We start from the raw sequence: 25,984 nt of genomic DNA on the forward strand, positions 1-25,984 counted from the left end.
CCTGCGTTACGGGCAGACTAAGCTTGCGTCACATGACGGGGTGGGGCTTAACAAAAACAGACGCAAGTTTTTCAAAATGAGTTTAAGCATACTTGTATGATTAACTGACAGGCAAAATGAATCCTCTTAAATATCGCGCCTTGCTGCTATTATTCAATATTTCTATAAATTTTATACAAAAATTCAATTGGATATACAGGAAACCCCGACACCAATTGTTTATTTGATGGATCAAATATTGGATTGAGAATAGCAGACCACCCATTACTTACAACTAGGCGCATAAATTCATCAAACGCGTTGTCAGACAACAAACATGTGACTTCGTATGCCGGCATATTAAAATTTACATCAGCCCAATTACTGAGATAATTTTTAAACTCTAAAGGGTCACTCAGAATAAAAACTATTGATTCTTCCACAACAATTATCTCACTAGTTTCATAATTCCTGAGATAAAATAGTGGGGCATACCAACTGCCAGGTCGATTATATCTTTGTACAAGACGCTCTTCATAAAGCCGGACATATGCCTTCTCAACAGGAATTAACCTCTCTTTCCCCCCCACTGTAGCAAGCAACGTTGCTCGATCTCCAAATATCTTCGACTGTTCTGTGTAACAAAAAGGATTTTTCTTATATTTTTTTGCCTGTATCATGCAGTTAACAGTAAGCACCATTTCCTCAGCTTCTGATTTTGTTAAGCATTCTAAATTATTACGGCGACATGCTATTTCTTCTGTCCCATCCTTTAACTTAAAAGCCACAAGATATTTTCCGTTGGCATCGCGTGGAGTTAATCCTCCCCAGCCGATATAGGCCCCAGCAAACCCATCACTAGGCAGCCCCATTTGCCCATTCATCGCGGCAGCCATCCAAGATTTGACGTCAAAGTTCATTAATTCTGGGTAATCATGAAAAAAAGGAAGTTGGATAGTTCCAAGGACTCTATCAGAGGGCTTTATACATTCAGGATGTATATTTCCTATACTCGGTTCATTTAAAGGACCAAGTTCAACTGTATACCCCTCGGAATGTAAATATCGCCCACAATGTAAGCATCGGAGCATTTCCTTGTTAGATAATGCGGCCATTTTCAAACGCCCTCTGTGAACTTCGGCTATTTGATCCGTTTCATAATCACCAGTAAGATTACTGTCGATAATATTTATGGCTAAATTTTCAGTGTCAACATAATGTTTTTTAATCAATCTCAACAATCCTGCCGCTGTTGCTGCCCTGAATATCAGCGGAATTGGCCCAGATCCTCCAAATAAAAAAGTCGTTTCTGAAAAGGATAGCCGTTCATTCCCTAGTTCATCAAATCTGTAAAACTCCATTATTGTAAATCCAGTTGGGAAGTATGAATCCTCTGGGACATCACAAAAAATAAATTCTTTTCCAACCAAAAAATCCATTTTCCCCATGTCAACTTGAAAAAAATTATTTACCCGAGGGCTATCATTGATGTCTCTCCCTGCATGTTTAAATTTTTTGTATTCAGAAATAAAATTATCAACGATTATTGTCTTTCTTAATTTTGAAAATGAAATGCAATCTGAAATAATTTTACCCCAAATTGCATCTGGATTTTCATAACCATGCGAAGCTAAAGATAAAATTATTGCCTTCTCAAAAGCGTCACCACTTTCTACACTAATAATATTCACGCAAGACTTTTTAATTATCTTATCAACTATATTTTCACCACAGATTGGTTCAATTTTATTTAAAATACATATAATTTCTTTAATTATTTTTTTGAATTCCTGAGATTGATCTCTAAAGAAGAAACGTGACTCACAGCTAGAATATGCATTCAATGCTGTCCTAAGATCATAAATTACTTTTTTCGATGATCTCATACTTGTTGCAAGAATATATATATCAGAATCCTTTCCATTTAAGCAGTGCTGGCTTTTAAATTGGCTTAATACGGACTTTAAATCGCCATTTTTAGATAATGAGAAAGATATATTTACCTTAGCTTGTATATACACAGACCTTCCTGTATTTGTTTCCAATACAATATCATCTATTTCCTCTGCGGTTTCAAAGCTCATTATTTTTATTTCTTCTGGACAAATAAAATCTGTGGACATGCCGCATATAGCCATTGCAAGAATAGATGCCGCAACCCGTGCTTGATAATCCGCGCCTGAAGAAACAGAAGCTCCTGCTCCAGAATTTGACTTCATCGAACCTCCGCCTTCTAAAAATAGAAAAATTATATTTATCGAAAATATGCTTTAAATACAATCTGAGGCATAGCAAACCGGTACCATTCCCTACAATAATTGGTAGTTGCAAAAAATCCAGCCCCCGCAATTAGCTAGACCAACTGATCAAAAAACAACGAAGCTGCAATACTCTTAAGACAGGATGATGTGCGACATATCTTCTGGAAACAAACTATACGGGAGAAGATTGGAGTCCTGACAACACCTCGTCAAGCAAACCCAATAGATATTGAGCAACCTTGCCGAATGCATGGCTGAAATGGATAGGCATAAGGGACACCAAAACTTCTGATAAGCAATCCAGCGCCTCAAGCGAGGGGCAGGAATAAACAAATCCCCCGCGCAAAAACGGCCTGCCCGCAGTTGCGGACAGGCCGTTCACATAAGGAGTTGTCACCCCGTTAATAGGGCAAACCAAGGCCTGTTGCGGTGTGGATGGTATCCTTGAAAAAGACAATACGGCTGAGCAGCACGGCGCAGAGCACCAGCAGGCCAAGCGCGCAGGCGCGTTGCCGCGCAGCGTACGTCAGCCCAAAGGCCGCGCCCAGCAGCGCCAGCCCGCCCCAGAACAGGGGCGAAGCCAGCCACGCATGGGCCGTGGCCTGCATGATCGTACCGCCGGAGGCCCACACGCAGGGCACAATCAGCAGTACCGCCATGAGCATGCCCAGAAACACCCGCAGCACCCCAACCCGGTTTTGGGCAAAGGCCGCGCCCAGCGAAAGGCTGGTAAGGGCGAAGAGCAGCATGGGCACGCCGTTGCTGATGGCAGGCATGGAAATGACGGCATAGGTCATGCCCTGCATGATGATGCCCGCAAGCCCCGCCACGGCAGTGACTACGCACAGCAGGCGCGAAGGCTTGAAGCAGCAAAGGCAGGCCAGCGCGGCGAACAGGCCGAATACCAGCCCTTCTCTGCTGAGCCAGGAGCCGCCCATGTTGGTGAGCGCCGTTGCGGCGCGCCAGGGCTGGGCCAGATGCAGCATGGAAGCCGCCAGCCCAAGCAGGGCGGCACCGGCCACAACGTACCATTCCTTACCGCCAAAAGGGCCAACCCCTGCGGCCTGTCCGGGGGCCGTGCCTACAGCCTTGTCAGCCGGGCGCAGCATTCCAAAAGCCGCAAATACGGCCATGCCCACGGCAAGCTGGGTAAGCACCGTAAAGAAGACAAGAGGGAATTCGTAATGCATGGTTTTACCCCCTGACCTGACGCGGCATCCTGGGCAGGATAAACCGGGTGGAAGGATTAAGGCGCGGCATGGCGGGGTAGCCAGCCGGATTCTGCACGGCGTTGGTGTCGTCAAACTGCTCCAGATCCACAAGCTCCAGCGCGCCAGTGGGGCAACCCTGCACGCAGGCGGGCAACAGCCCGGCATCCAGGCGCTCATGGCACATGCTGCATTTTTCCGCGTGCTTTTCCGCCTTGTTGAAGCGCGGCGCGCCGTAAGGGCAGGAGCGAATGCAGTTGGTGCAGCCGATGCAGGTTTCCTTGTGGTGCACGACCACGCCATCAGGCCGCTTTTCGTACGATGACGTAGGGCAGGCATCCATACAAGCGGGATGCTCGCAATGGTTGCACGCCAGCGAAAGAAAGGCCCTGTCGTGGTGCGGATAAATGGCCTCGTCCAGCGGATACACCTGCCGCCAGACCATATCCGGCTCGAGCTGGTTGAAGTTTTTGCAGGCCATGGCGCAAGAGCGGCAGCCAATGCACTTATCCATATCCATCAAAAACGCGCGTCTTTTACTCATGCCAAGCCTCCGTTCACCGCAACCACGTCTGCAAACTGATCGTGAATTGCAACACCCGGCGAACCGGTTTTCATGGCCCCCATGTCTGACGGGCAATCGTCCACAACATTCTGCACGTTAAAGTCGAGCTTGCGGAACCATGCCTCGTACATGACCAGACAATCCGCGGCAACGTTGGTGCTGAGCCGCGCCCGCAGCCGCACCTCGCCGATGCCGTTGAATACCTTGACCATGCCCATATCCCTGATGCCGCGCTCCTGCGCCGCCTTGGGGTGGATGTAGACATACGGCTCTGGATAGAAGTTTTCCATCCAGTCCAGATTGATAAACTGGGAGTGCAGGCCAAACTGCACATGCGGGGTCAGCAGCCGGAACGGCCCGGAGGCCTTGCGCCCTTCCACAAATTCGGGCAGGGCCTTGAAGCCGTTCTTGGCGCAGAGGTCGGACTTGAACTCGTACTTGCCCGAGGGAGTCTTGAAGGTGCCCTCCGGCCATGCGGCAGAGGATTTGCGTTTGGCCTTGACCGGCCCCTGACGCAGCGCCTCCCAGCCCGGGATGCCAAACAGGTCGTAAATGCCCTTGTTGCATTCCTTTGCCATCCATTCCTTGCCGTCCACTTCCTGCGGGAAGGTGCACGACCCGGCTTCCTTGCGATTCATGGCGCGGGAGAGGGCCGCCGCGATTTCGATGTTCGAGCGCGCCTCGTGCATGGGCTTGATGGCCTGCTCGTTGAGCGAAAGCCAGTAGTGCCAGTATGATACGTTGATCGTCCATTCCTCAAAAAGCGTTGTCACCGGCAGCACTATGTCGGAATGGCGCACGGTTTCCGTAAAGAACTGCTCAACGGAGACAACCATATCCAGCTTTTTGAAAGCCCGTTCCAGCTTGTTGCGGTCAAAATCCTGCGCAAAGGGATTTTTGCAGGATACCCAGAGCATTTTCAGCTCGGGATCCTTGGCATCCAGAATTTCCTGGGCAATCCTGTTGATGTTCAGCGAGCGGTCGGTATAGGCGGCCTTTTCCCCGCCGCCAAAGTCAAATTCGCCCTTGGGGCCGCCGCCGCCCACAAAACCCTTGGAGCCTGCGGGGCGCTGCTGCGTCATGGCGTGGTAGTTGAAACCCCAGGTTTGCAAATGCCCGTAGCGTGCGCCGCCGCCCTCAACGCCCACGTTACCTGTCATGGCCACAAAGGCATCCACGGCGCGCACCATGGCCCCGCCGTTGGTGTGGCGCTGCATGCCGTAGCCAATCCACACTGTCGCGGGGTGGGCCGAAGCAAATTCTTCCGTCACCGCGCGGATTTCATGGGCGGGTACGCCAGAAACCTGCGCCGCCCACTCCACGGTGACGTTGGCCCGCAGATAGGCCGCAAATTCGTCAAAACCCACGGCCCGGTTTTTGACAAAATCCTGATCCACAAGTCCGGAATCCAGCAGATGGCGGGCCATGCCGAGCGCCAGCGCGCCATCGCCGCCAGCGCGCACCTGCCAGTACACATCGCCCTTGGCCGCAGTCTGGGTAAAGATGGGGTCAATAACCACCACCTTGGCGCCCTTCTGCCGGGCCTCGTAGATGTACTTCATGGTGTGCATGGAACACCACGCCGGGTTTGCGCCCCACACAATGATGTACTTGGCCTTGACCATGTCTTCCGGGTCATTGCACCACATGTCGCCGAAGTCGTAGTTCTGGGCGTCAATGCCTGCAGGCCAGCAGGGCGTGCCCACAAAGCGGCTGGTGTAGCCGAGGGAAGACATCATGCCTTCCACGCCGTAGTTGGTGATGCCGAAATTGCCGGAATATTTGGTAAGTCCCAGCCCCAGCAGGTTGCCGTCCTTTTTCTTCAACTCCAGAATCTTGTCTGAAATCCGGTCCATGGCCTCGTCCCAGCTGATTCTGCGCCAGTTGCCCGAGCCGCGGCCCTCCTGAATCATGGGATACTTGATGCGGTCAGGGCTGTAGACCCGCCGGGGGTAGGAATAGCCCTTTACGCACAAGGCCCCCTGAGTGAAGGAGGATTCCGGCGCGCCCTCCACAAACTGCACGATGCCGTCCTTGACGTAGGTCTTAATGCTGCATGTATCGTAGCAGTTGCGGGGGCAGGCGTTGCGAAACACCTGATAGACCGAGGGGTCAAAGGGTTTTGCCTCGCTGCGCGCAGGCAGGAGCAGCGAACCGGAAACGCCGCCAAGCGCGCCCGCAGCCCCGGTCGCCAGCAATCCTTTAAGGAAGCCGCGCCGTTCTTTTGAGCAGTCAGATTTATGCATACATACTCCTTTGCGTGCAATGACACAGCCAATATTCAAGACAGCGCAGAGCCGCCTGTATTGTGGGCGTGGGCGCGTCCGTCCCTGCCCTTTCCACAAATGCGGGGAGCCACCGCGCCATGTGCTCATCCACAAGCCAGGCAAGGGCTTCGCGGGCATGGGCGCGCAAGTGCTCACCGCGCTCGGGGCGCAGCAGCAAGGTCAGCATCATCCAGACCTCCAACTCGCAGGCGATAAAGTCGTCCGGCTGGCCCTCCGGCGCGGCAAGGCCAAGGGCTTGCAGCATTTCGCGCATGTCTGCCGCGGCATTGCCCATAAGCCGAGGTTCCACCTCCAGATACACCGAGGCGTAGGGCGGCGCGGGCACGGCCTGCGGTCCCACAAACAGCCGGTTAAAGGCGTATTCTTCCGCCTGCCAGTTTATGCTGTCGGGCAGGATTTCCACGGGCGCAAAGCGCGTGGCCGCCGCAGCCAGCGCCTCAGCATTTGTGCTGCTAAAAAAATCGCGCAAGGCCTGAGCCAGGGTCTGCATTTCTGGTAATGATGGGGACATTCAAGCCTCCGGGCAGGATGCCTCAAGCGGGGCATCACGAGCATTTTGATACGTTATTAAAATGCCCGCTCTGTGTGTAGTGCGCCAGAGTGAATGTTTGGTGAGAGATCGGGTATACAGCTATACCCGATTAATCGGAATTGGGTAGGAAGGGGAAAACGAAGGAGCGAAGTGAGGAAGCGCCGGGCTGCGGATGCAATCCGGCAGAGCCTCAGGCCTGACTGGTAATCAGGTACATGGCAAGCTGGGTATCGTGCCCGCGCACGCCAAGTTTGCGGCGGATGTTTCTGCGGTGGGTCTGCACTGTCTCCGGCGAAATGCGCAGGATGGCGGCAATCTCCTTGGTCGTGCGCCCGGTCTGGATCCACTGGCAGATTTTAAGTTCGGCGAGGGTCAGCTTGCCCAGCCCCTTGTCTTTAACCATCTGCTCCTGCGCGGAACCTGTGCCGCCAAGGATGCGCTCAAGCTGCTCGCGCGCAAGCTCGATTCCCTGTTTGCGAGCCGCTGCATCCTGCTCCCTGCCCAGCTCCGCCAGGGCGGGCCACAGGAAGCTGCGCACGTTTTCGGCCAGCTCATCGCTCTGCTGGCAGCGTTCTTCCTCTACATGCCGCAGCACGTTGCGCAGAGTGATGTTCAGCTCTTCAAGGCGCTGCTTTTCCTGCTGAAGATCCTGCGTTTGCCGCTGCACCGCGTCTTCGAGCATTTCCCTGTGCAGCACGTGCGGCGTTATGTTGTTCAGCAGCAACAAAAAGTCGCCGGAGCTTGCCATGCTCAGATCGCCCAGCGAGGCCATGGAAAGCCGGAACACCAAGCCATTGCCAAAGGGCGAAATCTCGACAGTCTGCCCCACCTTGTAGCGGGCAAAGAATGTTTTTGCGTCTGTTTCTTCCAGGCCGAGAGCATCCCAGACGTATTTGTTTTCAAGATTCTCGCCCGCGTACTGCCGCAAGGAGCGGTTAGCGGTGACTATGCGGCAGGCGGAATTCATGACCAGCACGCCGTCGGATGTGGCGTTGAACACGTTTTCAAAGCGGCATTTTTCAACGGTCAGCAGGCGAAACAGCTCGTCCTGATCAAAGGTGTGGGCGCACTGGGCCGCCTGCATGCAGGTTTCCATCCACACAATTTCAAAAGCCTGACTGTAAACCTCCACCAGCCGCGCAGCCAGGGCCGCTGCGCGCTCCGTTACCTCAGGGGCGAGGCGCGGCAGGGCCTCAAGGGCATCCTGCACCGCCAGCGTGAAGGTCTTGTAGCAGCCCAGAAACATGCTGCTGGTGATGCCCCGCCGCAGATGGCGCAGACCCGAGCTTTTCAGTGCGTCGGCCCAGCCGTCGGCATTGGTGCGCAGCGTTTCGAACGAAGGCGGCGTGTTGCGGTCGGCATGGCCTTTCATCGCGTCCAGCAGTCCGTCGCAGGAGGTCATGCAGTCCTCCCGCCGGGCTGTGGTAAAGGACAGGTAGCCCGCAGCTTTCATGCGCAGCGTCCACTGCCCGAGAAAAACCTCGGCGCAGTCGTCAAAGTGGTTCACCGCGCCAAGCGCGCACCGCCACTCTTCGCCGCTCAGGTCAAAAAGACCGGAAGACGCATTCTGCTCCGCTAGGTGGGATGTATGACTATCGGGGGTCGCTTTTGACATGGCTGCCTTAACGCGCATGGGGCTTGCAAAAAGGGCTGCGCGGGATTCAGGGCAAGGACAGGTTGCGGGCGTGAAACAGATCGCGGACATGGGACGGGTGCGGCATGCGCCAATGATTACCGGGAACGCATGAACCTTACAAAAATGTGACGCACAATCACTCTTTCTGTCAAGAGAGTGAAAGGCCAGTGCGCGCGTGACAGACAAAAGGCTTGCAATAAATGCAGTTATGGGCGCTGCCGCCCATATGCATGGCAGGAAGGAATGGGCATAAGGGGCGCAGGGAGCACTTATATAAAATCTGCCCCCACAGATAAGGGGCCAAGAAGGGGCCAGAGAATCATATAAACAGAAAAAGGACTCATGCAAATCATGCATAAGTCCTTGAAATCTATATGGTGCCGAGGGACAGAATTGAACTGCCGACACGGGGATTTTCAGTCCCCTGCAACACATTTTCACTGGGATTCACACAGCTTCATAATACCCAATATCATGTTGACAAACAAGCACCTTACGGCCATTTTCACCTTCATAGAGGTTCACACAAAAACACCCACTTTCAGCCGCTTTTGGGGGAGAGGAGGGGGAGAGGATTCCCGTACAAGGGAGGGGGCGCAGTGGGTAAAGAGAAAGATCATACCCCATGGATCACGGTTGAACGTGGCATTCGCAAATACGACCACCTGACCAGAAAGCATGGCCTGAAGCCCGATGTGTACTACGCCTTGCGCTATCGGGTCGAGGGCAAAAGGTATGAAGAAGGCTTGGGCTGGGCTAGCCAAGGGTGGACGCTTGAGCGCGCCAGGCTGACACTGGCTGAACTGATGATTGCCAAAAAGACCGGGGCGGGTGAAGTTACACTACGGGAGAGGCGTGTCAAAGCACAGGAAGAACGTGAAGAAGCCAAAAGACAACAGGAAGCACGCAAGCGACTGGCAGTAACATTAAACGCATACTGGCACAGCAATTACTTTCCTGACAGTAAACAAACCAAGGCACCAGAGACTTGGCGCAAGGAAGAATCTAACTTCAAGACATGGCTTTCGCCCGCATTGGGTGACACCCCTCTGCGTGAGATATCTAAGGCAGACCTGGATGCTATAAAGGGCAAAATGGTCACTGCCGGTCTTGCCAAGCGCACAATTCAGCTTGTATTTGCGACCATGCGAGCGGTTTGGAACCACGCCAGAGGCAACAAACTGGTGGGGGGTGACTGCCCTACTCAAGAAATCAAGCTGGGCAAGATCAATAATGCACGTAATCGCACCCTTTCCTCAACAGAAGCACACGACCTCCTCGAAGAAATTCTGCGTCTAGATAAAAATGCATGGGCTTTCACACTAGCATGTTTACACACTGGTGGGCGGCTTAGCGAGGTAGCACACGTAACATGGGGGCAGGTAAACATGAATGAGAGACACATTACCCTCGTTCATACAAAAACGGGCAAGCCACGCGCTGTCCCTATGACCGAAACGCTACTCACACTTTTACGCGACATGCCCCAGGGCCAAGCACAGGATTTTGTTTTTACCAACGCTCATGGAAAGCGATGGACCTCAATGCCTACCAACTTTCGCAAAGCTGTTGCCAACCTCAAGCTGAATGAAGGGCGCAGTGACCCCCGAGAGGTGCTGGTTTTTCACTCTTTGCGTCACAGCGCTGCTTCAATGCTCCTTGACGCGGGGGAAAATGTTCGCACAATCCAAGAAATTTTTGGATGGTCAACGCTCGCAATGCTTCAACGCTATACTCACCCTACTGATGAGAAAAAACAGCGGGCAATGAGCAACCTGGATATCAAGTTGAAGCAGCAGCCTGCCAGTATTCATGCCTTTTCATCCACGCATAAGAACCGAGCTTAGGCAGGAATCATTCCTGACCACCTAGCTATAGAGAAGGTTCTCTTCATCTGCCCCCCCAAATTCATACCCTTGCAATATGATTCAATGCCGTAGCATGAATTTACAGAAATCCATGGTCTGCCACCCGTATTTTTTTTGAGAAAATGGGGGTCAAGAAAATTTACATTTTTACATGACACAATGACAGTCCACGTTTTGTCGGCTGTTTTCAGTGCAAAATGCGCAGCTTTTAGCGTGCGATTGAAACTTTTCCCGGGGCTAACGCAAAAACAATAACGGCTTTTTTGCCTTGCTCAGTGGCACAAAAAGCTAGCGATGGAGCCCCCCCCCTGTAATGCCACAATACGTCAAAATGCCTTTCATGGAGAACCATTTCAGCTTTTGCCAACCTATTGATGGGCACATTGTAGCATCTTCCAGGCAAACGCTGAGGCGACTGCGAGGCGATGGATAGCCATACAGCAACGCGGGAGACGCATTCCTTCTACCGCTAGTCGTCGAACTTTTGGGCGGATGCCAAACCTATGGCTATCGGCGTATCCAGCGGCTGCTTAATGGGCAACTGATTGCCAATGGGCGCACCCCGGTCAACCATAAACGTGTTTACAGGGTAATGAGGCGGAACAACCTGTTGCTGGCACGGTTTACTGGCTGCCGACCAAGCAAAGAGCACACAGGCAAGATTTCCAGCCTACAAAGCAATCAGCGTTGATGCTCTGACGGGGTTTGAGATTGCCTGCGACAACGGAGAGCGCGTACGCGCCATTTTTGCTCTGGATACTTGCGACCGGGAAATGGTTGCCTATGCCGCCACCACTGCGGGTATAGTGCTGACATGGCGCAAAGCGTCATGCTGGCATGCGTTGAAAAAAGGTTTGGGGAGGTCAAAGTATTGCGGCCAGTTGAATGGCTCCCCGACAACGGCTCCTGCTACACGGCAAGAGAAACAATAACTTTTGCCGCCGCGCTGGGCATCGTCAGCAAGTTTACTCCGGCTCGCAGCCCCCAAAGCAACGGTATGGCTGAAGCTCTCGTCAAAACATTCAAACGAGATTACGTCTTCTGCAATGACCGACCATACGCCGAAACAGCGATGGAGCAGATTTCTGGCTGGTTTGAAGACTATAATGAAAATGCCCACATAAGGCCCTGCGGATGCTCTCACCTCGTGAGTTTATCCGTTCATTGCAAGATGTAGAGTGTCCGGTTTAGCAGGGGCAACTCCACAGCGCCATTTGCATTGCTCAGACCTCGGCCTCATTTCTTTTTGACATGCCTCCCCCATGCGATGCGCCCAACGGCGACATCGTTTCGAACAGGAGCCATCGTCATGCCCTCCCCGACACAAGACATTCTCAAACTACTTGAAGAAACCCTTCCGCCTTGCTTCCCACGCAAGAAGGTACACGAGTTGACTTTCGGCATGGTCAACCCGCGCACGCTAGCAAATAGGGACAGCAATAACACCGGCCCCAAAGGGCGCTTTTTCGTCAAGCGTGAGACATGGTACCAAAAGCCCCAATTCCTTGAGTATGTGAAAACGATCCTTGCAGACACCCGCAATAAATAGCGTGCGGCACCATACGGTTTTGATATCGCAACAACCTAAGATAACCCATTAGAAAGCCCCTCTTTGAAACCAGATCGATGGTTGCAAAGAGGGGCACATGACAAAATGAACATGGAACAACTTTATCGCAAGCAGTGTTTACGGCAAATACACAACAACCAAAGCCATCAACCTTGCCATACAAAGCCAAAACGAAAACCATAAACCCGGTTTTAGTAGTATCATATACCACACAACAACAAGCAATACACACAAGCTCAACACAACAGAAGACACATACAAGCACAAACCATAAAACATTACACAAGCTAACATACCAATGAACACAACTACAACGGAGAGAACAATGCTCAAGAAAACAACCAATGAAAGTACATATCGTGGATTCAAAGTGAATAGTGGAAACAGCAAAGAGCATGCATGCTTTACGAAAACATTAGATCAGATTGTTGATACAATCGAATATATGCTATCAAGGCACTCAAAAGTGCTTTCTGTACGCATTGATATCCAAAGCGCAAGACACACCAAAACACCTCTTACAAGTATGGACATAACCAGAATCATTGAAAGTGCCATGAGAACACTAGACGCAAAGGCAAGCAAAGGGAAAAATGACCCTGATATACACTACGTGTGGACATCAGAAAAAACAACACCTGACGATACCCCACATTTCCATCTAAACTTCTTTGCAAATGCCAATGCCATTCAGAATGGCTACGCCTTTAAAGACGCGATAAGCATTGCAGTGAAAAGAAGGCTACAAACCACTTATGACGGCTTGGTTAACTTCTCTGACAGCAATGGAACAAAGGGGAAACTTATAGAAAGGAATTCCCCAGACGTTTATGCACAGATAGATGCCGTTGTTTATGCTGCCAGCTATCTAGCAAAAGCACGCTCAAAGGAGTTTAATCCAAAGTGGTCACGAGTATCTTCTTGCACTCGCATCACGAGGCGTACACTTTCTGATTCAATCAGATGAGTGCGGATATCTATCATCGACTCCACAATGAATGATATTATGCATTCCTTCCGATGCCATCACCGGCCCACAGCACATCCCCAAGAGGTACCCATGCAGCAAAAGTTCCCACTCATCGATTCAGTATTCACCCAAGGCTTCGTTACGGAAGATTTTTTCAAAACCCTTGAACGCGAACTGCCCCCTATGGTCTCTCGGGCAGAAGCGTCACGCGCCACAGGCGGGCTTATCTCTGCCAAAACGCTCAGCAACAACGACGCCCTTCATATAGGCCCATGCGGAAAGATACGGATTGGTTCCAAGGTCGGCTATACACGTGAATCGTTTATTGCCTATCTGCGAAGCAAACTGAAAACATATACGCTTCAGTAGCCCCCCAGAGGGGCTCGCCCGACTGTGATACAGTGGGGGACTACTGAAGCTGTAATTTTTATTCACCCATTGACTCCTCACACTTTGGGGCGTAGGAATTTTCCAGCTTGTCGGTAGGCGAGGCTACCTCAGGGATATGGGTTACTGCCGCGGAGTAGTGGAGACACTATGAGAAGGCCAACAGTCGATGTCGTGAAAGGCGTGGACTATGTAACTTCACCGCCCTGGGGAGCTAAAACTTGAACGATGACATTTGCCCCTTGCTGGGGCGTTGGGTTTGCCCCTGTCATCGTTTTGTGACGTGACTGGGGTATTTTTTATTCCAACGGGCGATTCTGCCTAAACAGGGACAATTCCCAAACCAGAGGACAAAAATGGAACCGGACAGTAGATACAGCCCTAATTCTGATTTCGTACCGCGACGGTGCGTGACGGAAGGGATGTCTATGTCCGTTCCGCCACGATAACTCTGGGTTCGTCAGATTATGGGCTGTGCTTCCATCAGTTTTCATTTGTGGAGGTGCACTCATGCGTCAATCTACTCGCGATGCACGCAAAAATGCCCGTGCAAGGGAACGCCACTATAAAGAAGCTGGCGACCGTCTTGCACTTGCGGCAATGCTCGATGCCAACACCCTGCTCAAGAAGCTCAAAACGGCCAGAGATGGCCTCAATGAAGCACAGATCAGAACCTCACGCGACCTTTTTGGCAGCAATGTCATCACTCGCGGCAAAAAGCAGTCTCTTTTCAGCCGGTTAGTTGGGGCGTTCATCAACCCCTTCACGGCTATCCTTCTTGGTCTGGCCACGGTTTCCGCCTGCACGGATATTGTGATGGCAGACCCGGGCGAAGCAAACCCCAAAACTGTTATCATCATCATGACCATGGTCATGATCTCTGGACTGCTGCGCTTTGTGCAGGAGGCCCGTAGCGGCGCGGCTGCCGAAAACCTGCTCAAGATGATCAAGACGACCACCTGCGTGCAGCGCCGCCAGGTGGGCAGAGCCGAAGTTCCCATTGAAGAAGTGGTGGTGGGCGACATTGTGCACATGGCTGCAGGTGACATGATACCTGCGGATATGCGCATCATTCAGGCCAAGGACCTTTTTGTCAGCCAAGCGGCCCTGACCGGTGAGAGCGTCGCCATAGAAAAAATCGCCAGCGAGGTGGATAGCGGTCTGAGCAGCATGGCAGAAAGCCGCAACTTGGCCTTTATGGGGTCAAACGTGGTGAGCGGCAGTGCCATGGGCGTTGTAGTTGCCACGGGCGATTCAACCATATTCGGCGAAATGGCTAAGAACATTACGGCCAAGCCTGTTAAAACCAGCTTTGAAAAAGGCATTAACCAGGTTTCGTGGGTGCTTATTCGCTTTATGTTGATCATGGTGCCCCTAGTTTTATTTATCAATGGCTTCACCAAGGGCGACTGGGTTGACGCTGCCCTGTTTGCACTTTCTGTCGCGGTGGGTCTTACCCCCGAAATGTTGCCCATGATTGTGACAACATGCCTTGCCAAGGGCGCGGTAAGCATGGCCCGCGAAAAAACCATAATCAAGAACCTCAATTCCATACAAAACCTGGGATCTATTGATATTCTGTGCACTGACAAGACAGGCACGCTGACCCTCGACAAGGTCGTTTTGCAGTACCACTTAAATATCCATGGGCAGGAAGACATACGGGTTCTGCGCCACGCCTTTCTGAACAGCTATTATCAGACCGGCCTCAAAAACCTGATTGATTTTGCCATTATCGAGCGAACCCTTCAGGAGCAAAAAGAAAATCCATCCCTGGTAGACCTTTCAGACAAGTTCACCAAGGTGGATGAAATTCCATTTGATTTTGAAAGACGGCGCATGAGCGTGGTGGTTTCGAACGGCAAAACTCAGATGATAACCAAGGGTGCTGTGGAAGAAATGCTCGCCGTGTGCGGCTATGCCGAATACAAGGGTGAGGTGCTACCCCTCTCTGACGAAATCAGGGAGTATATCTTAAAAAAAGTGTCAGCTCTTAACGATGATGGCATGCGTGTTATCGCCGTTGCACAGAAAACTAACCCCTCGCCGGTCGGCACTTTTTCTGTTGCAGATGAATCTGATATGGTATTGATGGGCTATCTGGCCTTTCTTGATCCGCCCAAGGAATCAACGGCAAGAGCCCTCAAGGCCCTGCACGAACACGGTGTTGGCGTAAAAATTCTTACTGGCGACAACGACAAGGTCACACGCTGTGTCTGCCGTCAGTTGAAGATTCCCGTGGAACCAATGCTGCTGGGTTCTGACATTGCCAGCATGAGCGAGGAAGAACTTTGCCGTCAGGCTGAAAACGTGAGCGTGTTTGCCAAGCTTTCTCCCCAGCAAAAAACGCAGGTTATCAGGGCGTTGCGTGCAAACGGACATAGCGTTGGCTTTATGGGGGATGGCATAAACGACGCAGCGGCAATGAAAGCCGCCGATGTGGGCATTTCTGTAGACAGCGCAGTGGATATTGCCAAGGAATCGGCGGACGTTATCCTGCTGGAAAAAGACTTGATGGTCTTGGAAAAAGGCATCGTTGAAGGTAGGAAAACGTATGCCAACATGATAAAATATATAAAAATGACGGCCAGTTCTAACTTCGGCAACATGTTTTCAGTGCTGGCGGCCAGCGCATTCTTGCCGTTTTTGCCCATGCTTTCGATCCACCTGATACTGCTGAATCTTATCTATGACCTGAGCTGCACGGCAATACCTTGGGACAACGTGGACAAGGAATATCTGCGTGTTCCACGCAAGTGGGATGCTTCGTCCATTGGCAAATTCATGTTGTGGATCGGCCCCACAAGCTCTGTCTTTGACATCACAACCTATCTGCTGATGTATTTTGTCATCTGCCCCATGATGTGCGGCGGACAGCTGTTCCACCAGATTGCAGATCCTGCTTTGCAGGCACAGTACATTGCGGTGTTTCAGGCTGGCTGGTTTGTGGAATCCATGTGGAGCCAGACTCTGGTTATTCACATGATCCGCACTCCCAAAATACCTTTTTTCCAAAGTCGCGCTTCGGCATCAGTGACGCTGGTTACGTTTACGGGTATTGCTGTGCTCACCATGATACCCTTTACGGCGTTTGGGGCCTCCATTGGGCTTGGCACACTGCCGCCCGTGTATTTTGCATGGCTGGCGGTAACCATCCTTATGTACATGGTGCTGGCAACAATCGCCAAAAAGGCCTTTGTCTGGAAGTATGGGGAACTCTTGTAAGAGAGATTACAAACATCCTTGGTATGCACCACTTAAAGAACAAGGCTACCTAGCGTATTAACATCAAAGAAGGCCACTCAACTGCGAGTGGCCTTCTTTGATGTTAATACATTGGTGATGAATGCGTTTCTTCTTCAGTTATTGCAACCAAGGGCACACTATGTATCAATCCCCTCTACTGAAAAAACTACAACAAAAAAATCCATTTTTTTCAGCAGAAGCGTCGCAATATTAATCGTCATAGATGCCTTGAGCGGCTTCCTTGTGGCAAGAGTCACAGTCCGCAAATTTTTTTGAATCACGCACTTTGCGGTGTTTGTGTGCAAACCATGGAGTATCGGTCACGCGCAAGGGGCTTTGCCCTGAAAGGTGACGTGCAACTTTATCTCCACGGCGGCTAGCGCCAGAGCCAGCCGCCTGCTCTTTCAGCCAGCTTTCAACAATAGCTGCGTCTTCTGGCGACACTGTCACTTCCGCGCCGAAATGGTCACCAAGGTTGCTCATAATTTTGCTCCATGAGGTTGCTGGCAGCAACCATGCAGGGTATGCAATATGACAGCCTCCACATGTATTTGCATATGCGGCGGGAGGAATAGAATTACCATTTCCTGACCTGCAAGAATGTTTATCGTTCGCCGCTGAAAAAGTTGTAAAGAGCAGCACAACGCATAACGCCACCCCAACACATAAACCTTTTTGATAGATGAACATTAAACACTCCTGTTTATATTTAAACAACTATCAGAAACACCGTTTTGCAATATACACATTGCGTGGAGGAAAGGTGCATAACTCTCTTTTCTTCTGCACTACATAACCATACTTAGAAGCGCAGTTTTCAACCTCGCGGCTAGTCATACGGAATGTATATTCAGACGGTCGCCTTTTGGCTGGGGACAAGCGCAGGTCTGCTGTATGGTAGTTATTGTTAGGCTTCGAGTTATATCTTGCGCTGATACAGTCAAAGGCCATATACCCGCCTAGGTTAACGCATTCTCCATAAACATTAAACATATCCTCCAATGTGGCCCCGGGAATATGATATAGCCAATTTACGGAAAGCAGCACGTCCACATTTTTGGGCTTGAATTGGGGGTGCAAAGCATCGTCCACAACTGTGTTGATGCTTGTTTTATAGTAGCTTGCCAGCAAATTGCACATTTCAATTGCAGAAGCGGCAATATCACTCCCCCCCAAATTCAGAAACCCCTTTTGTTGCAGCCAGATCAAATTCGCGCCGCTGCCGCACCCCACTTCAAAAACATGCCCAGAGCTCGGCACTAATTGCGTAATCCATTCGCAGGGCACACAAACATGCGGCCGCCAGGGGCGGTGCTTGATAGCATAAGCATGCCACCAACTTGCATTGGTTTTTTGGGAACACCACGTTAGGTACGTTTGAGGAATATGTAGCCTATGGCGCTGGCTCTGTAGCCAGCCATTTACATAGCACACGGCTTTATCAAGCATAGAACAGTCTCCCATGCCTATAGAGGTTGTGGGCGCAATAAGCGCCCACAACCTGATAGGAAAAGTTGCGAAAAGAATCTGCTTTAGGAAAAAAGCAGCTCTTCAGGCGGGTGTTCTATGGTGAGTGCAATGCAGTAGATGTGCTGCAATAAAGAAAAACACGGCGCAAAAAAATGCGGAGGCGCAGCCCTTAAAATGCCGGACGTGGAATAAAGAAAGTGGGTTATGGGTTCATGATGGTCATGATGTTCATTTGATTCGTGCTGCGGCTGGAGTGTAGAAATTTGACTGTTTCCCACATAATCATTGACCATATCAATAATGGGCGAGAACAATACTAAAAGCATCATGAAAGCACATAACGATCTGAAAAATGTTGCGGTAGAAAAACCGAACATGTTTACTGGGGATTCTGATTTGATCGTATGTTTAGTGCTTTGCATGGCATTCTGCGCTCATTATTTCTTCAACTAGAAAGCAATTTTAGTACAACAGTAAAACACATGCAACTCCGAGGGTTAACTGTCCCCAAGCGCTGCCAAAATCCAAAACGACAAAGCCGAAGTACACGGCGGGGTATGCCCCAGCCTGTGATGAGCATACGTTAGCGCCCTATACTGTCGCTCAATCTGCCAGCAAACAGAAGGACAAGGCGTAGATGGTGTTGGAGAGAAGGCAGTCCAGAACGAATTTGGGGTTGCCCAGTCCAGGCCACTGGCAACAGCTACTGGCCGCTGCTGCTCGGGCTGGGCCGTCTTCGCGAGCGGGCAGCGATTGATAGCGGTCAATGATGGATTCTCACCTGCTCGTCAATGTCCCGATCACCTTCTTCGCAATTGTTTCCATACCTCGAACCAACCAACGCTCAAGAATCCTGCCAGCACGCACAGTCCGACCTCCTGGGGCTGCAACGCCCCCATATGGAAGACGTCTCGCAGTGCCGGAACGCTCAGCACAAGCCCAAGCATCACTCCCGCACCGCAAACGACCCACCACAGCGCGGCGTTTGGTTCACGGAACATGGCGGCAAAGTTGCGCACCCAAGAGCGGTTGGTCAGGATAAGCGCCAAATTCCCCGCCACAAGCGTGGTGAACACGAAGGCTCGTCGACTGTCCTCCCCACCATGCCCAAAAACTCCGGAAAACCAGTACATTATGAGGAGAGCCGCCAAGACGCCCCCACCTTGAAGCACACTGACCATCACCACTTGGAAGTTGAAAAGCCGCTCGTCCGGTCTGCGCGGCACCCGGAGCATGATGTCCTTTTCCGCGTTTTCGGCCTCAAAGATAAGCGAGCAGGCCGGATCGATGATGAGCTCCAAGAAAACGATGTGGACGGGAAGAAGGAGCAATGGCCAGTCAGCAAAGAACACCGGCAGGATGGACAGCCCCGCGATGGGAACATGAATGGCCAGGGTGTATCCAACGGCCTTCTTGATGTTGTCGTAGATACGCCTTCCAAGGCGGACGGCCCGCACTATGGAGCCGAAATCATCATCAAGCAGGATCAGGTCCGAGGCCTCACGCGCCACATCCGTGCCACGCCCGCCCATGGCGATGCCAATATGCGCGGCCTTGAGGGCTGGGGCGTCATTCACCCCGTCACCAGTCATGGCCACGACCTCGCCGTTGGCCTTGAGGGCGTTCACAAGGCGGAGCTTCTGCTCCGGCACTACACGGGCGAACACGTCAACATTCGGGATGCGGCTGGCCAACTCCTCATCACTCATCACGTCCAACTCCGGGCCTGTGACGACCTGTTCCTGGGAACGCAGGCCGATCTGTCTGGCGATGCTTCGGGCCGTATCGGGGTGGTCACCGGTGATCATGATCACCCGGATACCCGCAGTGTAGCATTCCTGAACCGTTGCTGGAACCGTGGACCGGATCGGGTCTTCAAGCCCGACAAGACCGAGGAACTCGAAATGGAAGTCGTGCTGCTCTTGGGGCAGTTGATCCTGTGACCAACGCGCATGCGCCACACCAAGGACGCGCAACCCCTCCTTGGCCATGCGAGAAACCTGTTCTACCAAGGCCTCGACCTGTTTCGGCTCCATGTGGCAAAGATCGGCGATGGCCTCTGGTGCGCCCTTGGCGGCCACAATGAATGTATCGCCGCTCGTTGCACGCCAGACGTGTGACAAGGCCAGCAGCTCCGGGGAAAGCGGGTAGTCGCGCACCATTTCCCACTGGTCGTGCCAGTGCTCCGTGTCGCCCAGCAGGTCGTCGCCCATATCGCGCAAAGCGCGCTCCATGGGATCGAAAACCTCCTTCTTGCTTGCCAGCACTCCGTACTCAAGCAGCGCGTGAAAGCACTCCGGCAAGGTTGCGTCTGGGCTGGCGACGAATATCTGGCCGTCGCTGTACAACTGGCGCACGGTCATCTGGTTGTGGGTGAGGGTGCCGGTCTTGTCCGTACAGAGCACCGTGGCAGCGCCAAGGGTTTCAATGGCGGGCATCCGCCGAGTGAGGACACGACTACGGGAAATACGCCAAGCGCCCAAGGCAAGGAAGATGGTCAGGATGACAGGGAACTCCTCCGGCAGCACGGCCATGGCCATTGCGATGCCAGCCAACACTCCCTGGCCCCAACTCTGCGGCGTGTTACCCCGAGTCAGGGCAAAGGTTACTATAACCACGGCGCACAGCCCCAGACCTACAACAGCGAGTTGCCTGACCATGCGGCCCGTCTCGCCCTGAAGCGGAGTCTTCTCCTGTTCGATGGCCTGGAGCGCCTTGCCGATCTTTCCAAGTTCCGTGCGTGGGCCTGTGGCCACCACCTCGGCCAGACCCTGCCCCCTGGTGATAAGCGAGCCTGAGAACACATGGGGGAGGTCGTCTCCGCCGGGCTTGCCTGTTTGAGTGGACGCCTCGGAGCTGGCCTTGCGCACCGGAACAGACTCCCCCGTGAGCAGGGACTCGTCGGCGTACAGGTTGAGGGCCTGGCGAAGGACCGCATCAGCCGGGACGCGGTCGCCTTCCGAAAGCAGCAGCAAATCGCCCCGGACTACCTCACGCCCGGCGATACGCCGCTGCTGCCCGTCTCGCAGCACCAGAGCGCGTGGACTGGAAAGGTCGCGCAGGGCGTCCAGCGCCCGTTCGGTGCGCCGTTCCTGCACGATGGTGATGCCCATGACCACGAAAACGAAGCCCAAGAGCATGAGCGCGTCCGAAAGCTCGCCCATGAGCAGGTACAGGCTGCCGCATGCCACGAGCAGCAGGAACATTGGCTCGCGCATGACCTCCAGGGCGATGGTGAACACGCCGCGTCTGGTCCCTTGAGGCAGCTCGTTGTAGCCCTCGACCTGCTGTCGTCGGGCGGCCTCGGGTTCACTCAGGCCGGTGGCGCGTGTGGAGTCAAAGAAATCAGGGGTCATGATCATCCTGTCGCCGGAGGCGTTGTATGGTTAATGCGCCGGATGGCCCAGAACGTGGTCTCGGCCATCCGGCTGGTCTTTGGCCTAGAAGTCAAACAGCTCGGAAAGCATGGATTTCTTCTTGTTGTGGCCGTAGCCATGATTGTCCTTGTGGTGGCTATCATGGTGGCTGCCATGTCCCCCGAACTGCGAGTGGACGGCGGACTGTGTATATGCAGGCTGCTGGGGCTGTGACGCATAGCCCTGCTGGGTAACGGGTTGCGGAACAGCTACGGGGGACAATGCGCCCGCCCGCTCGATTATCTTATCCAGTTCCCCACGATCAAGCCACACGCCTCGGCACTGTGGACAGTAGTCTATCTCGACGCCGTTACGCTCGGTCATCATCAAGGTTACATTACAATGTGGACAATTCATGAGCTATCTCCAACTGTATCTGGTTGTTTACAAAAAGCCTGTTTGGCTGGAATCTGTACGCTGTCACCCTCGAAATCCAGGTTCGCCACGCCTGGGTGGCAGCCAATGACATTGGCTAACCCGCTCATACTTTTTCTGGTCAATGCCTCCGACGAAAAACTGCGGTATTTCCACGGGATATAAAAAACCTTCAACAACTTGGTGGGTGAGGCCCCATCAAGTTTGTGCATTATTTTTTGATGCATTTCACTGGCGGAAACATCCGCCGCGTTACTTTATAGAGGTTTCCCACGGTCGTCTTCTCCTGCACGGAGAGTGCAACCTCGCTTCCATGGAGGTTGCCAAGTCGGGCGACCACGAATATGGGCGTCACCACAAGAAGTCGATGTTTCTGTTTCATGAATCCTCCAACAGCCCCTTCGCGGGGGCACGGCGTGATTCTCCAGTCATCATCGGCACATGTGTGTGGGCGAGCTAGGGAGGGGCAAGCTAGCAGATCTTTCCCTCTAACCGCCCAAATGCACCATAGAGTCCACTGCAAAGGCGTCTGGAAGTGCTAGAAGGCAGAACATCAGCAGTGCCGAAACACCAGATGCGTGCCAGCCAACACCCCTGATCCTACTGGAGGCAAAGGGGAGGAAGACGAACGTAACGTTTTGCGCTAAGCGCGTGGTGAAGAGAGTTCTGGTGGGCGTTCAAGGGGTAGCCCGTGGCGGGAGCGGACGCAGGATATGTACCCATCCACAAGGGCTTGGAAACCGCTATTCCCGATGACAACAACGGTTTGAGGAAACTCGATGACACCGTCTGGATGTTCCGAGTGGCTATGTACCACGTCAGCCGAGTGGCTGTATCCTGCGCCAAGTTGGACGGCATTATCATCAGGGTGAGGGAACACCCCAAAGACAGATGAAAAAAAGAGCACAGCAACAAGAAGTATACACGGAAAGTTGCGTGGTTTGCTGGTTTGCTGCTCCATGTCCCAAATCTACGTTGCATCAATGCTCTCGTCAATGAGGCTGCCCCCTCGCCTTAAGGCGACAAGATGGTTGTCTATGCCAAACAGCCACAGGGGCTCCGTGGTTGTTACATCCCGGTGCCCATAGGTACATATTCCTTGGACTAGGCAATTTCATTTTTTTGGCATTCGTGAAATCGCACCGTTAGGGCTGAGGAAGACTTCAAAGCATCCTGGAGCCAGCGGTCGATTAATATATTTGACCTTATTTAAAGCCATCAATCATCAAATTTTAAAAATATATTATGGTGTTAAGAACAGAGAAGCTACGTTTCAAATCTTCCCCAAAAGCCGTGTCCAGCACTAAGCTGGGCAGGGCTTTGCCGTTCTGTTATCTCAGGAGGATTTTCAGATGAACCGTTACCAGTCAGAAAACATTACCGATTTGGCTAAGGCCCTGCTCAACGTACAGCGAACCGTGCAACCTGTCACCAAAGACGCAGAAAATCCCTTCACCAAAAGCTGGTACGCCAGCCTCAACAGCGTCATGGACGCCTGCCGAGATGCGCTTATCGAAAACGGCATCTGGCTGTGCCAGTACCCGGTGCCTGTTGAACAGCCTAATTCCCTTGGGCTGGTCACCAAACTGACTCACGCTGAATCAGGGCAATGGCAAAGTTCTCTTGCTGTGGTGCCGCTACCCAAGGCCGACCCGCAGGGTATGGGATCGGCAATAACATACGCCCGGCGCTACGCTCTAACCGCCATGTTGGGCATGGTAACTGAAGATGACGATGGCGAAGGGGCTAAAAATGGCAAAAAATCGCCTACACGGCCTAAATTGCCTGTAATTGCCCCTGAATCGCAAAAAGCTCGTCACCGCGAACTATCCACTGCAAACAACATTTCATCCCCATCAAATCGACCGCCAGCAAGCCTTGAAAATCTCCCACCGCTGGAGGGCATCACCTACCAGCAAGTTACCGCTCAGGACGGACGGCCTTGCATCATTGCCACCGGCAACACGCAGGCCAAAAAGGAATTACTGACTGGCGCGGGCTTCCGCTGGAACCCGCAGAGAAAATTGTGGTGGAAGTATATTGACGCCGCATAGCAAAAATAAAAATGCCGAGTGAGAGGGCTGCCTGATGGCGGCCCTCTCGCTTTTATGGAGGCTAAACACCATGGCACAGAAGGACCGCACTGAAGGATTGCGGGCTCTAATCAGACAGGGCCTACAAGCCGTTGCCCACAAAGATACATTTGCCCATCTGGGCGACCGCACCTGTTACGTTGGTATGAGCGACATCGGCCAACACTGGGAATGCCCACGGGCTGCACTGGCCAGAAAGGTGCTGCCCACCACAAACAGCCTGGAGCGTCTGCTTACGCTGCAACGCGGGCACTGGTTTGAATCTGGTGTTGGGCAGGCTCTTGTATCACTGGGCCTGCACGTACTGCCTCAGCTTGAGATCAACTGGCAGCATCAAGGCGTGCCTATCAAGGCTCATCTCGATTTTGTGCTGGTCTGGGGTGCGCCTGTTAATGCCATACGCATTCTAGAAGTGAAAAGCACAGACAAGCTGCCAGCTTCGCCTCATGATTCCCATCTGCTGCAACTACACGGACAAATCGGCCTTCTAACAAAAGCGTGGAGCAAGCCCGTCTTCAGCCTTCGTGCTGAAGACGGCACGCTTTTGCATGAAAAAATAACCTTCCCCCAACTTTGCCGTGCTCAGATTGGCTTTGAGATACCCCCAACTGCTGCCGAGACAAGCATGGAAGCATGGTTGCTCTGCCTTTCCATGAAAGAGGTTAAAGCGTTCGGCCCCTATGGCTTCAACCAGGCCATGCTTGATACGGCCCTTGACCATGCGGCACAGCTTTGGGGCGAGCTTGCAGCATTTCGCGCCGGGCACATAACTCTGGCACAGGTAGATTGCGCTCAAGGTTTTTATCCGTTGTGCTCGTACTGCGAACACAACGGTGACTGCCCCAAATTCCCGCAGGGCGTGCAAATGCCCCAATGGGAACCAGCTCTGAAAAAGCTGGCGGCCCTCAAGGAGCAGCACACCGCTTTGGATAGCGAAATAAAAGAGATGGAGACGGTGCTCAAGCTTGTTCACCGCCAGGCTGGCACACGGGATTGGGTAGACACGGGGAACTACCGCTTTCGTATGTCAGTGACAGCAGGCCGAACCACGTTGGATAGGGATGCTTTGCGCGAGGAGCTTGCCGAGATTTTTAACTCTGAGCACATGGGCGGCATCGACGTGGACACCCTGCTGGCCCGTTGCGAGCGCACAGGCTCACCTTTCGAAAAATTGAGCATTTCGCCCATAAACTGAGCTTCGGGAGATTATCATGGGGTATTATTCTGATGTGGCCCTGTGCCCGACAAAAAACGGCTCTTGCTGGGGCAGAAAGGAACAATCCCGACAACTTTGCAGCAATCAAAATGCTCATAGGTAGCGAACCCAGCAAAATCGATGAACGTACCGGGTTTGTTGTCTTTCTGTGGAAGAGAAAAAAGTGGGACGATGAATTTGCTGAAGTGGCTTTTGTGAAAGCGTTCATGGACAGCTTGCCCAGCGACGACTTCCTGTTCATCCGTCTTGGCGAAGATTATGACGACATTGAAACTCGCGGTAACTTTCGTGGCAAACCGTTTGGGATGTATGTGGAAAGGAAAATTGTAGTTGCGTGATTATTGTGGATAACGTCGGGCGGTATGAAGAACACTAAGTATCTGTACTTCGGATTTAACAACGCGGTATGCAATAAAATACGGAATTTCTGTCAGAGCAAACTCACGGGTCCCTACGACCCTGCCAGTCCTTCCTTGAGAAGGCAAGGAGGCAAGGCTTTGCCCAGCATTCCATAAGCATTGGGCTACTTGTTGCCCTGCATCTGAGTCCTTTTCGGTTAGATACGCCGCGATGCCTTGCAAATCCTCAAGCGCTAGAGCGAGCCACCGCACAGGCCTATTTTGCATGGACGCCCCAACTAGTAAATGCTTCCGTTACCTCTTGGTCAGAAGCAAATTTGCCCTCGTCTGCCTGACGAACACCTTCCTGAATGGCTTCGACCTGCCAGGACTGTTCTGCCACATATTGCCTTACCGCCTCTGCCACCAGCCAGGAACGAGACCGTGAGGTAGCAGCGGCAAGCTTTTCAAGCTGTGCCTGCGTGTCCGTATCCAATCGTGCCGTTACCGTAGACATAGGAATCTCCTTTGTCTTCATTGTGTACATTCAAGTTAAACGTGTCAAT

At 52.4% G+C, this 25,984-nt stretch carries 24 protein-coding genes, 1 tRNA gene, 1 pseudogene and 1 riboswitch; of the genes and pseudogenes, 11 read left to right on the forward strand and 15 right to left on the reverse strand.

Annotated elements, in window-relative coordinates; translation table 11 throughout:
* Nucleotides 1-149: 149 nt before the first annotated feature.
* From NE637_RS05060 to NE637_RS05090, 7 genes are all read right to left on the reverse strand, one after another.
* The gene (locus tag NE637_RS05060; RefSeq protein WP_227118037.1) at nt 150-2,198 is read right to left on the reverse strand and encodes a hypothetical protein; all 2,049 of its coding nucleotides are present in this window, start codon (nt 2,196-2,198) and stop codon (nt 150-152) included.
* A 443-nt stretch (nt 2,199-2,641) separates the two neighbouring features.
* On the reverse strand, nt 2,642-3,430 hold the full coding sequence (locus tag NE637_RS05065; RefSeq protein ID WP_227118036.1) for a DmsC/YnfH family molybdoenzyme membrane anchor subunit: 789 nt from the start codon (nt 3,428-3,430) through the stop codon (nt 2,642-2,644).
* A gap of 4 nt (nt 3,431-3,434) precedes the next feature.
* Nucleotides 3,435-3,992, reverse strand: a complete 558-nt coding sequence (locus NE637_RS05070; protein WP_022659675.1) for a 4Fe-4S dicluster domain-containing protein — start codon at nt 3,990-3,992, stop codon at nt 3,435-3,437.
* Nucleotides 3,989-6,259 carry a molybdopterin-dependent oxidoreductase gene (locus tag NE637_RS05075; protein WP_227118035.1) on the reverse strand — a complete coding sequence of 757 codons (2,271 nt, stop codon included), beginning with the start codon at nt 6,257-6,259 and terminating at the stop codon, nt 3,989-3,991. The genes NE637_RS05070 and NE637_RS05075 overlap by 4 nt, the downstream gene beginning before the upstream one ends.
* Entirely contained in the window at nt 6,252-6,812 is a 561-nt protein-coding gene (locus tag NE637_RS05080; protein ID WP_227118034.1) for a TorD/DmsD family molecular chaperone, read from the reverse strand. The genes NE637_RS05075 and NE637_RS05080 overlap by 8 nt, the downstream gene beginning before the upstream one ends.
* 211 nt (nt 6,813-7,023) lie before the next feature.
* Nucleotides 7,024-8,448 carry a helix-turn-helix transcriptional regulator gene (locus tag NE637_RS05085; protein ID WP_227118033.1) on the reverse strand — a complete coding sequence of 475 codons (1,425 nt, stop codon included), beginning with the start codon at nt 8,446-8,448 and terminating at the stop codon, nt 7,024-7,026.
* 396 nt (nt 8,449-8,844) lie between these two features.
* Nucleotides 8,845-8,969: transfer RNA gene (locus tag NE637_RS05090), tRNA-OTHER, on the reverse strand.
* Between the two features lie 99 nt (nt 8,970-9,068).
* Between NE637_RS05090 and NE637_RS05095 the strand changes: the two genes are divergently transcribed.
* The 7 genes from NE637_RS05095 to mgtA all read left to right on the forward strand — a co-directional run bounded on the left by NE637_RS05095 (nt 9,069) and on the right by mgtA (nt 16,489).
* The gene (locus NE637_RS05095; RefSeq protein WP_256267593.1) at nt 9,069-10,316 is read left to right on the forward strand and encodes a tyrosine-type recombinase/integrase; all 1,248 of its coding nucleotides are present in this window, start codon (nt 9,069-9,071) and stop codon (nt 10,314-10,316) included.
* A gap of 505 nt (nt 10,317-10,821) precedes the next feature.
* The gene (locus NE637_RS15870) at nt 10,822-11,028 is read left to right on the forward strand and encodes an IS3 family transposase (RefSeq protein ID WP_371740813.1); all 207 of its coding nucleotides are present in this window, start codon (nt 10,822-10,824) and stop codon (nt 11,026-11,028) included.
* A 123-nt stretch (nt 11,029-11,151) separates the two neighbouring features.
* Complete coding sequence (locus tag NE637_RS15875) at nt 11,152-11,514, forward strand: integrase core domain-containing protein (RefSeq protein ID WP_371740814.1); 363 nt, start codon at nt 11,152-11,154, stop codon at nt 11,512-11,514.
* Between the two features lie 132 nt (nt 11,515-11,646).
* Nucleotides 11,647-11,886: a hypothetical protein gene (locus NE637_RS05105; protein WP_256267594.1), complete on the forward strand. Its 240-nt coding sequence runs from the start codon at nt 11,647-11,649 to the stop codon at nt 11,884-11,886.
* A 346-nt stretch (nt 11,887-12,232) separates the two neighbouring features.
* Nucleotides 12,233-12,874, forward strand: a complete 642-nt coding sequence (locus tag NE637_RS05110) for a YagK/YfjJ domain-containing protein (RefSeq protein ID WP_256267595.1) — start codon at nt 12,233-12,235, stop codon at nt 12,872-12,874.
* Nucleotides 12,875-12,967: 93 nt separating this feature from the next.
* Complete coding sequence (locus tag NE637_RS05115; protein ID WP_256267596.1) at nt 12,968-13,246, forward strand: hypothetical protein; 279 nt, start codon at nt 12,968-12,970, stop codon at nt 13,244-13,246.
* Nucleotides 13,247-13,348: 102 nt separating this feature from the next.
* A riboswitch (M-box (ykoK) riboswitch) is annotated at nt 13,349-13,504 on the forward strand.
* A gap of 270 nt (nt 13,505-13,774) precedes the next feature.
* Nucleotides 13,775-16,489, forward strand: a complete 2,715-nt coding sequence (mgtA, locus tag NE637_RS05120) for a magnesium-translocating P-type ATPase (RefSeq protein ID WP_256267597.1) — start codon at nt 13,775-13,777, stop codon at nt 16,487-16,489.
* Nucleotides 16,490-16,720: 231 nt separating this feature from the next.
* Here the strand turns inward: mgtA and NE637_RS05125 are convergent, their stop codons facing one another.
* The 4 genes from NE637_RS05125 to NE637_RS05140 all read right to left on the reverse strand — a co-directional run bounded on the left by NE637_RS05125 (nt 16,721) and on the right by NE637_RS05140 (nt 21,336).
* Entirely contained in the window at nt 16,721-17,200 is a 480-nt protein-coding gene (locus NE637_RS05125) for a diheme cytochrome c (RefSeq protein WP_256267598.1), read from the reverse strand.
* Nucleotides 17,201-17,230: 30 nt separating this feature from the next.
* The gene (locus tag NE637_RS05130; protein WP_256267599.1) at nt 17,231-17,959 is read right to left on the reverse strand and encodes a class I SAM-dependent methyltransferase; all 729 of its coding nucleotides are present in this window, start codon (nt 17,957-17,959) and stop codon (nt 17,231-17,233) included.
* A gap of 83 nt (nt 17,960-18,042) precedes the next feature.
* Entirely contained in the window at nt 18,043-18,402 is a 360-nt protein-coding gene (locus NE637_RS05135) for a hypothetical protein (protein ID WP_192113455.1), read from the reverse strand.
* A 378-nt stretch (nt 18,403-18,780) separates the two neighbouring features.
* Nucleotides 18,781-21,336: a cation-translocating P-type ATPase gene (locus tag NE637_RS05140; RefSeq protein ID WP_256267600.1), complete on the reverse strand. Its 2,556-nt coding sequence runs from the start codon at nt 21,334-21,336 to the stop codon at nt 18,781-18,783.
* 33 nt (nt 21,337-21,369) lie between these two features.
* Between NE637_RS05140 and NE637_RS05145 the strand changes: the two genes are divergently transcribed.
* The gene (locus NE637_RS05145; RefSeq protein ID WP_256267615.1) at nt 21,370-21,570 is read left to right on the forward strand and encodes a hypothetical protein; all 201 of its coding nucleotides are present in this window, start codon (nt 21,370-21,372) and stop codon (nt 21,568-21,570) included.
* 69 nt (nt 21,571-21,639) lie between these two features.
* Here the strand turns inward: NE637_RS05145 and NE637_RS05150 are convergent.
* Together NE637_RS05150 and NE637_RS05155 are read right to left on the reverse strand one after the other, a co-directional pair.
* Nucleotides 21,640-21,753, reverse strand: a pseudogene (locus NE637_RS05150) (TFIIB-type zinc ribbon-containing protein); the annotation flags it as partial.
* Between the two features lie 229 nt (nt 21,754-21,982).
* Nucleotides 21,983-22,153: a hypothetical protein gene (locus NE637_RS05155; protein ID WP_256267601.1), complete on the reverse strand. Its 171-nt coding sequence runs from the start codon at nt 22,151-22,153 to the stop codon at nt 21,983-21,985.
* 970 nt (nt 22,154-23,123) lie between these two features.
* On the opposite strand from NE637_RS05155, the gene NE637_RS05160 reads away from it, so the two are divergent.
* The 3 genes from NE637_RS05160 (at nt 23,124) to NE637_RS05170 (ending at nt 25,418) form a co-directional block, all read left to right on the forward strand.
* A complete protein-coding gene (locus NE637_RS05160; RefSeq protein ID WP_256267602.1) occupies nt 23,124-23,825 on the forward strand; it encodes an ERF family protein in 702 nt (233 codons plus the stop codon).
* Nucleotides 23,826-23,895: 70 nt separating this feature from the next.
* Nucleotides 23,896-25,059: a hypothetical protein gene (locus NE637_RS05165; RefSeq protein WP_256267603.1), complete on the forward strand. Its 1,164-nt coding sequence runs from the start codon at nt 23,896-23,898 to the stop codon at nt 25,057-25,059.
* Between the two features lie 32 nt (nt 25,060-25,091).
* Nucleotides 25,092-25,418, forward strand: coding sequence for a hypothetical protein (locus NE637_RS05170; RefSeq protein WP_256267604.1), 327 nt, complete (start codon nt 25,092-25,094; stop codon nt 25,416-25,418).
* On the opposite strand, the gene NE637_RS15880 is transcribed toward NE637_RS05170, so the two are convergent.
* Nucleotides 25,419-25,706 (reverse strand): type II toxin-antitoxin system RelE/ParE family toxin, encoded by a 288-nt coding sequence (locus tag NE637_RS15880; RefSeq protein ID WP_371740816.1) that lies wholly within the window; start codon nt 25,704-25,706, stop codon nt 25,419-25,421.
* Nucleotides 25,696-25,935: a CopG family ribbon-helix-helix protein gene (locus NE637_RS05175; RefSeq protein ID WP_256267605.1), complete on the reverse strand. Its 240-nt coding sequence runs from the start codon at nt 25,933-25,935 to the stop codon at nt 25,696-25,698. The genes NE637_RS15880 and NE637_RS05175 overlap by 11 nt, the downstream gene beginning before the upstream one ends.
* Between the last annotated feature and the right edge of the window lie 49 nt (nt 25,936-25,984).

Source organism: Desulfovibrio desulfuricans (genome assembly GCF_024460775.1).
In the GTDB taxonomy this organism is placed as follows: domain Bacteria; phylum Desulfobacterota; class Desulfovibrionia; order Desulfovibrionales; family Desulfovibrionaceae; genus Desulfovibrio; species Desulfovibrio desulfuricans_E.

Bases quoted from the DNA above. Each gene is read 5' to 3' on its own strand.
- NE637_RS05060 (WP_227118037.1), bottom strand. From the start codon at position 2,198: ATGAAGTCAAATTCTGGAGCAGGAGCTTCTGTTTCTTCAGGCGCGGAT.
- NE637_RS05065 (WP_227118036.1), bottom strand. From the start codon at position 3,430: ATGCATTACGAATTCCCTCTTGTCTTCTTTACGGTGCTTACCCAGCTT.
- NE637_RS05070 (WP_022659675.1), bottom strand. From the start codon at position 3,992: ATGAGTAAAAGACGCGCGTTTTTGATGGATATGGATAAGTGCATTGGC.
- NE637_RS05075 (WP_227118035.1), bottom strand. From the start codon at position 6,259: ATGCATAAATCTGACTGCTCAAAAGAACGGCGCGGCTTCCTTAAAGGA.
- NE637_RS05080 (WP_227118034.1), bottom strand. From the start codon at position 6,812: ATGTCCCCATCATTACCAGAAATGCAGACCCTGGCTCAGGCCTTGCGC.
- NE637_RS05085 (WP_227118033.1), bottom strand. From the start codon at position 8,448: ATGTCAAAAGCGACCCCCGATAGTCATACATCCCACCTAGCGGAGCAG.
- NE637_RS15875 (WP_371740814.1), top strand. From the start codon at position 11,152: ATGGCGCAAAGCGTCATGCTGGCATGCGTTGAAAAAAGGTTTGGGGAG.
- NE637_RS05105 (WP_256267594.1), top strand. From the start codon at position 11,647: ATGCCCTCCCCGACACAAGACATTCTCAAACTACTTGAAGAAACCCTT.
- NE637_RS05110 (WP_256267595.1), top strand. From the start codon at position 12,233: ATGCTCAAGAAAACAACCAATGAAAGTACATATCGTGGATTCAAAGTG.
- NE637_RS05115 (WP_256267596.1), top strand. From the start codon at position 12,968: ATGCAGCAAAAGTTCCCACTCATCGATTCAGTATTCACCCAAGGCTTC.
- mgtA (WP_256267597.1), top strand. From the start codon at position 13,775: ATGCGTCAATCTACTCGCGATGCACGCAAAAATGCCCGTGCAAGGGAA.
- NE637_RS05125 (WP_256267598.1), bottom strand. From the start codon at position 17,200: ATGTTCATCTATCAAAAAGGTTTATGTGTTGGGGTGGCGTTATGCGTT.
- NE637_RS05130 (WP_256267599.1), bottom strand. From the start codon at position 17,959: ATGCTTGATAAAGCCGTGTGCTATGTAAATGGCTGGCTACAGAGCCAG.
- NE637_RS05135 (WP_192113455.1), bottom strand. From the start codon at position 18,402: ATGCAAAGCACTAAACATACGATCAAATCAGAATCCCCAGTAAACATG.
- NE637_RS05140 (WP_256267600.1), bottom strand. From the start codon at position 21,336: ATGACCCCTGATTTCTTTGACTCCACACGCGCCACCGGCCTGAGTGAA.
- NE637_RS05145 (WP_256267615.1), top strand. From the start codon at position 21,370: ATGCGCCGGATGGCCCAGAACGTGGTCTCGGCCATCCGGCTGGTCTTT.
- NE637_RS05155 (WP_256267601.1), bottom strand. From the start codon at position 22,153: ATGAAACAGAAACATCGACTTCTTGTGGTGACGCCCATATTCGTGGTC.
- NE637_RS05160 (WP_256267602.1), top strand. From the start codon at position 23,124: ATGAACCGTTACCAGTCAGAAAACATTACCGATTTGGCTAAGGCCCTG.
- NE637_RS05165 (WP_256267603.1), top strand. From the start codon at position 23,896: ATGGCACAGAAGGACCGCACTGAAGGATTGCGGGCTCTAATCAGACAG.
- NE637_RS05170 (WP_256267604.1), top strand. From the start codon at position 25,092: ATGTGGCCCTGTGCCCGACAAAAAACGGCTCTTGCTGGGGCAGAAAGG.
- NE637_RS15880 (WP_371740816.1), bottom strand. From the start codon at position 25,706: ATGCAAAATAGGCCTGTGCGGTGGCTCGCTCTAGCGCTTGAGGATTTG.
- NE637_RS05175 (WP_256267605.1), bottom strand. From the start codon at position 25,935: ATGTCTACGGTAACGGCACGATTGGATACGGACACGCAGGCACAGCTT.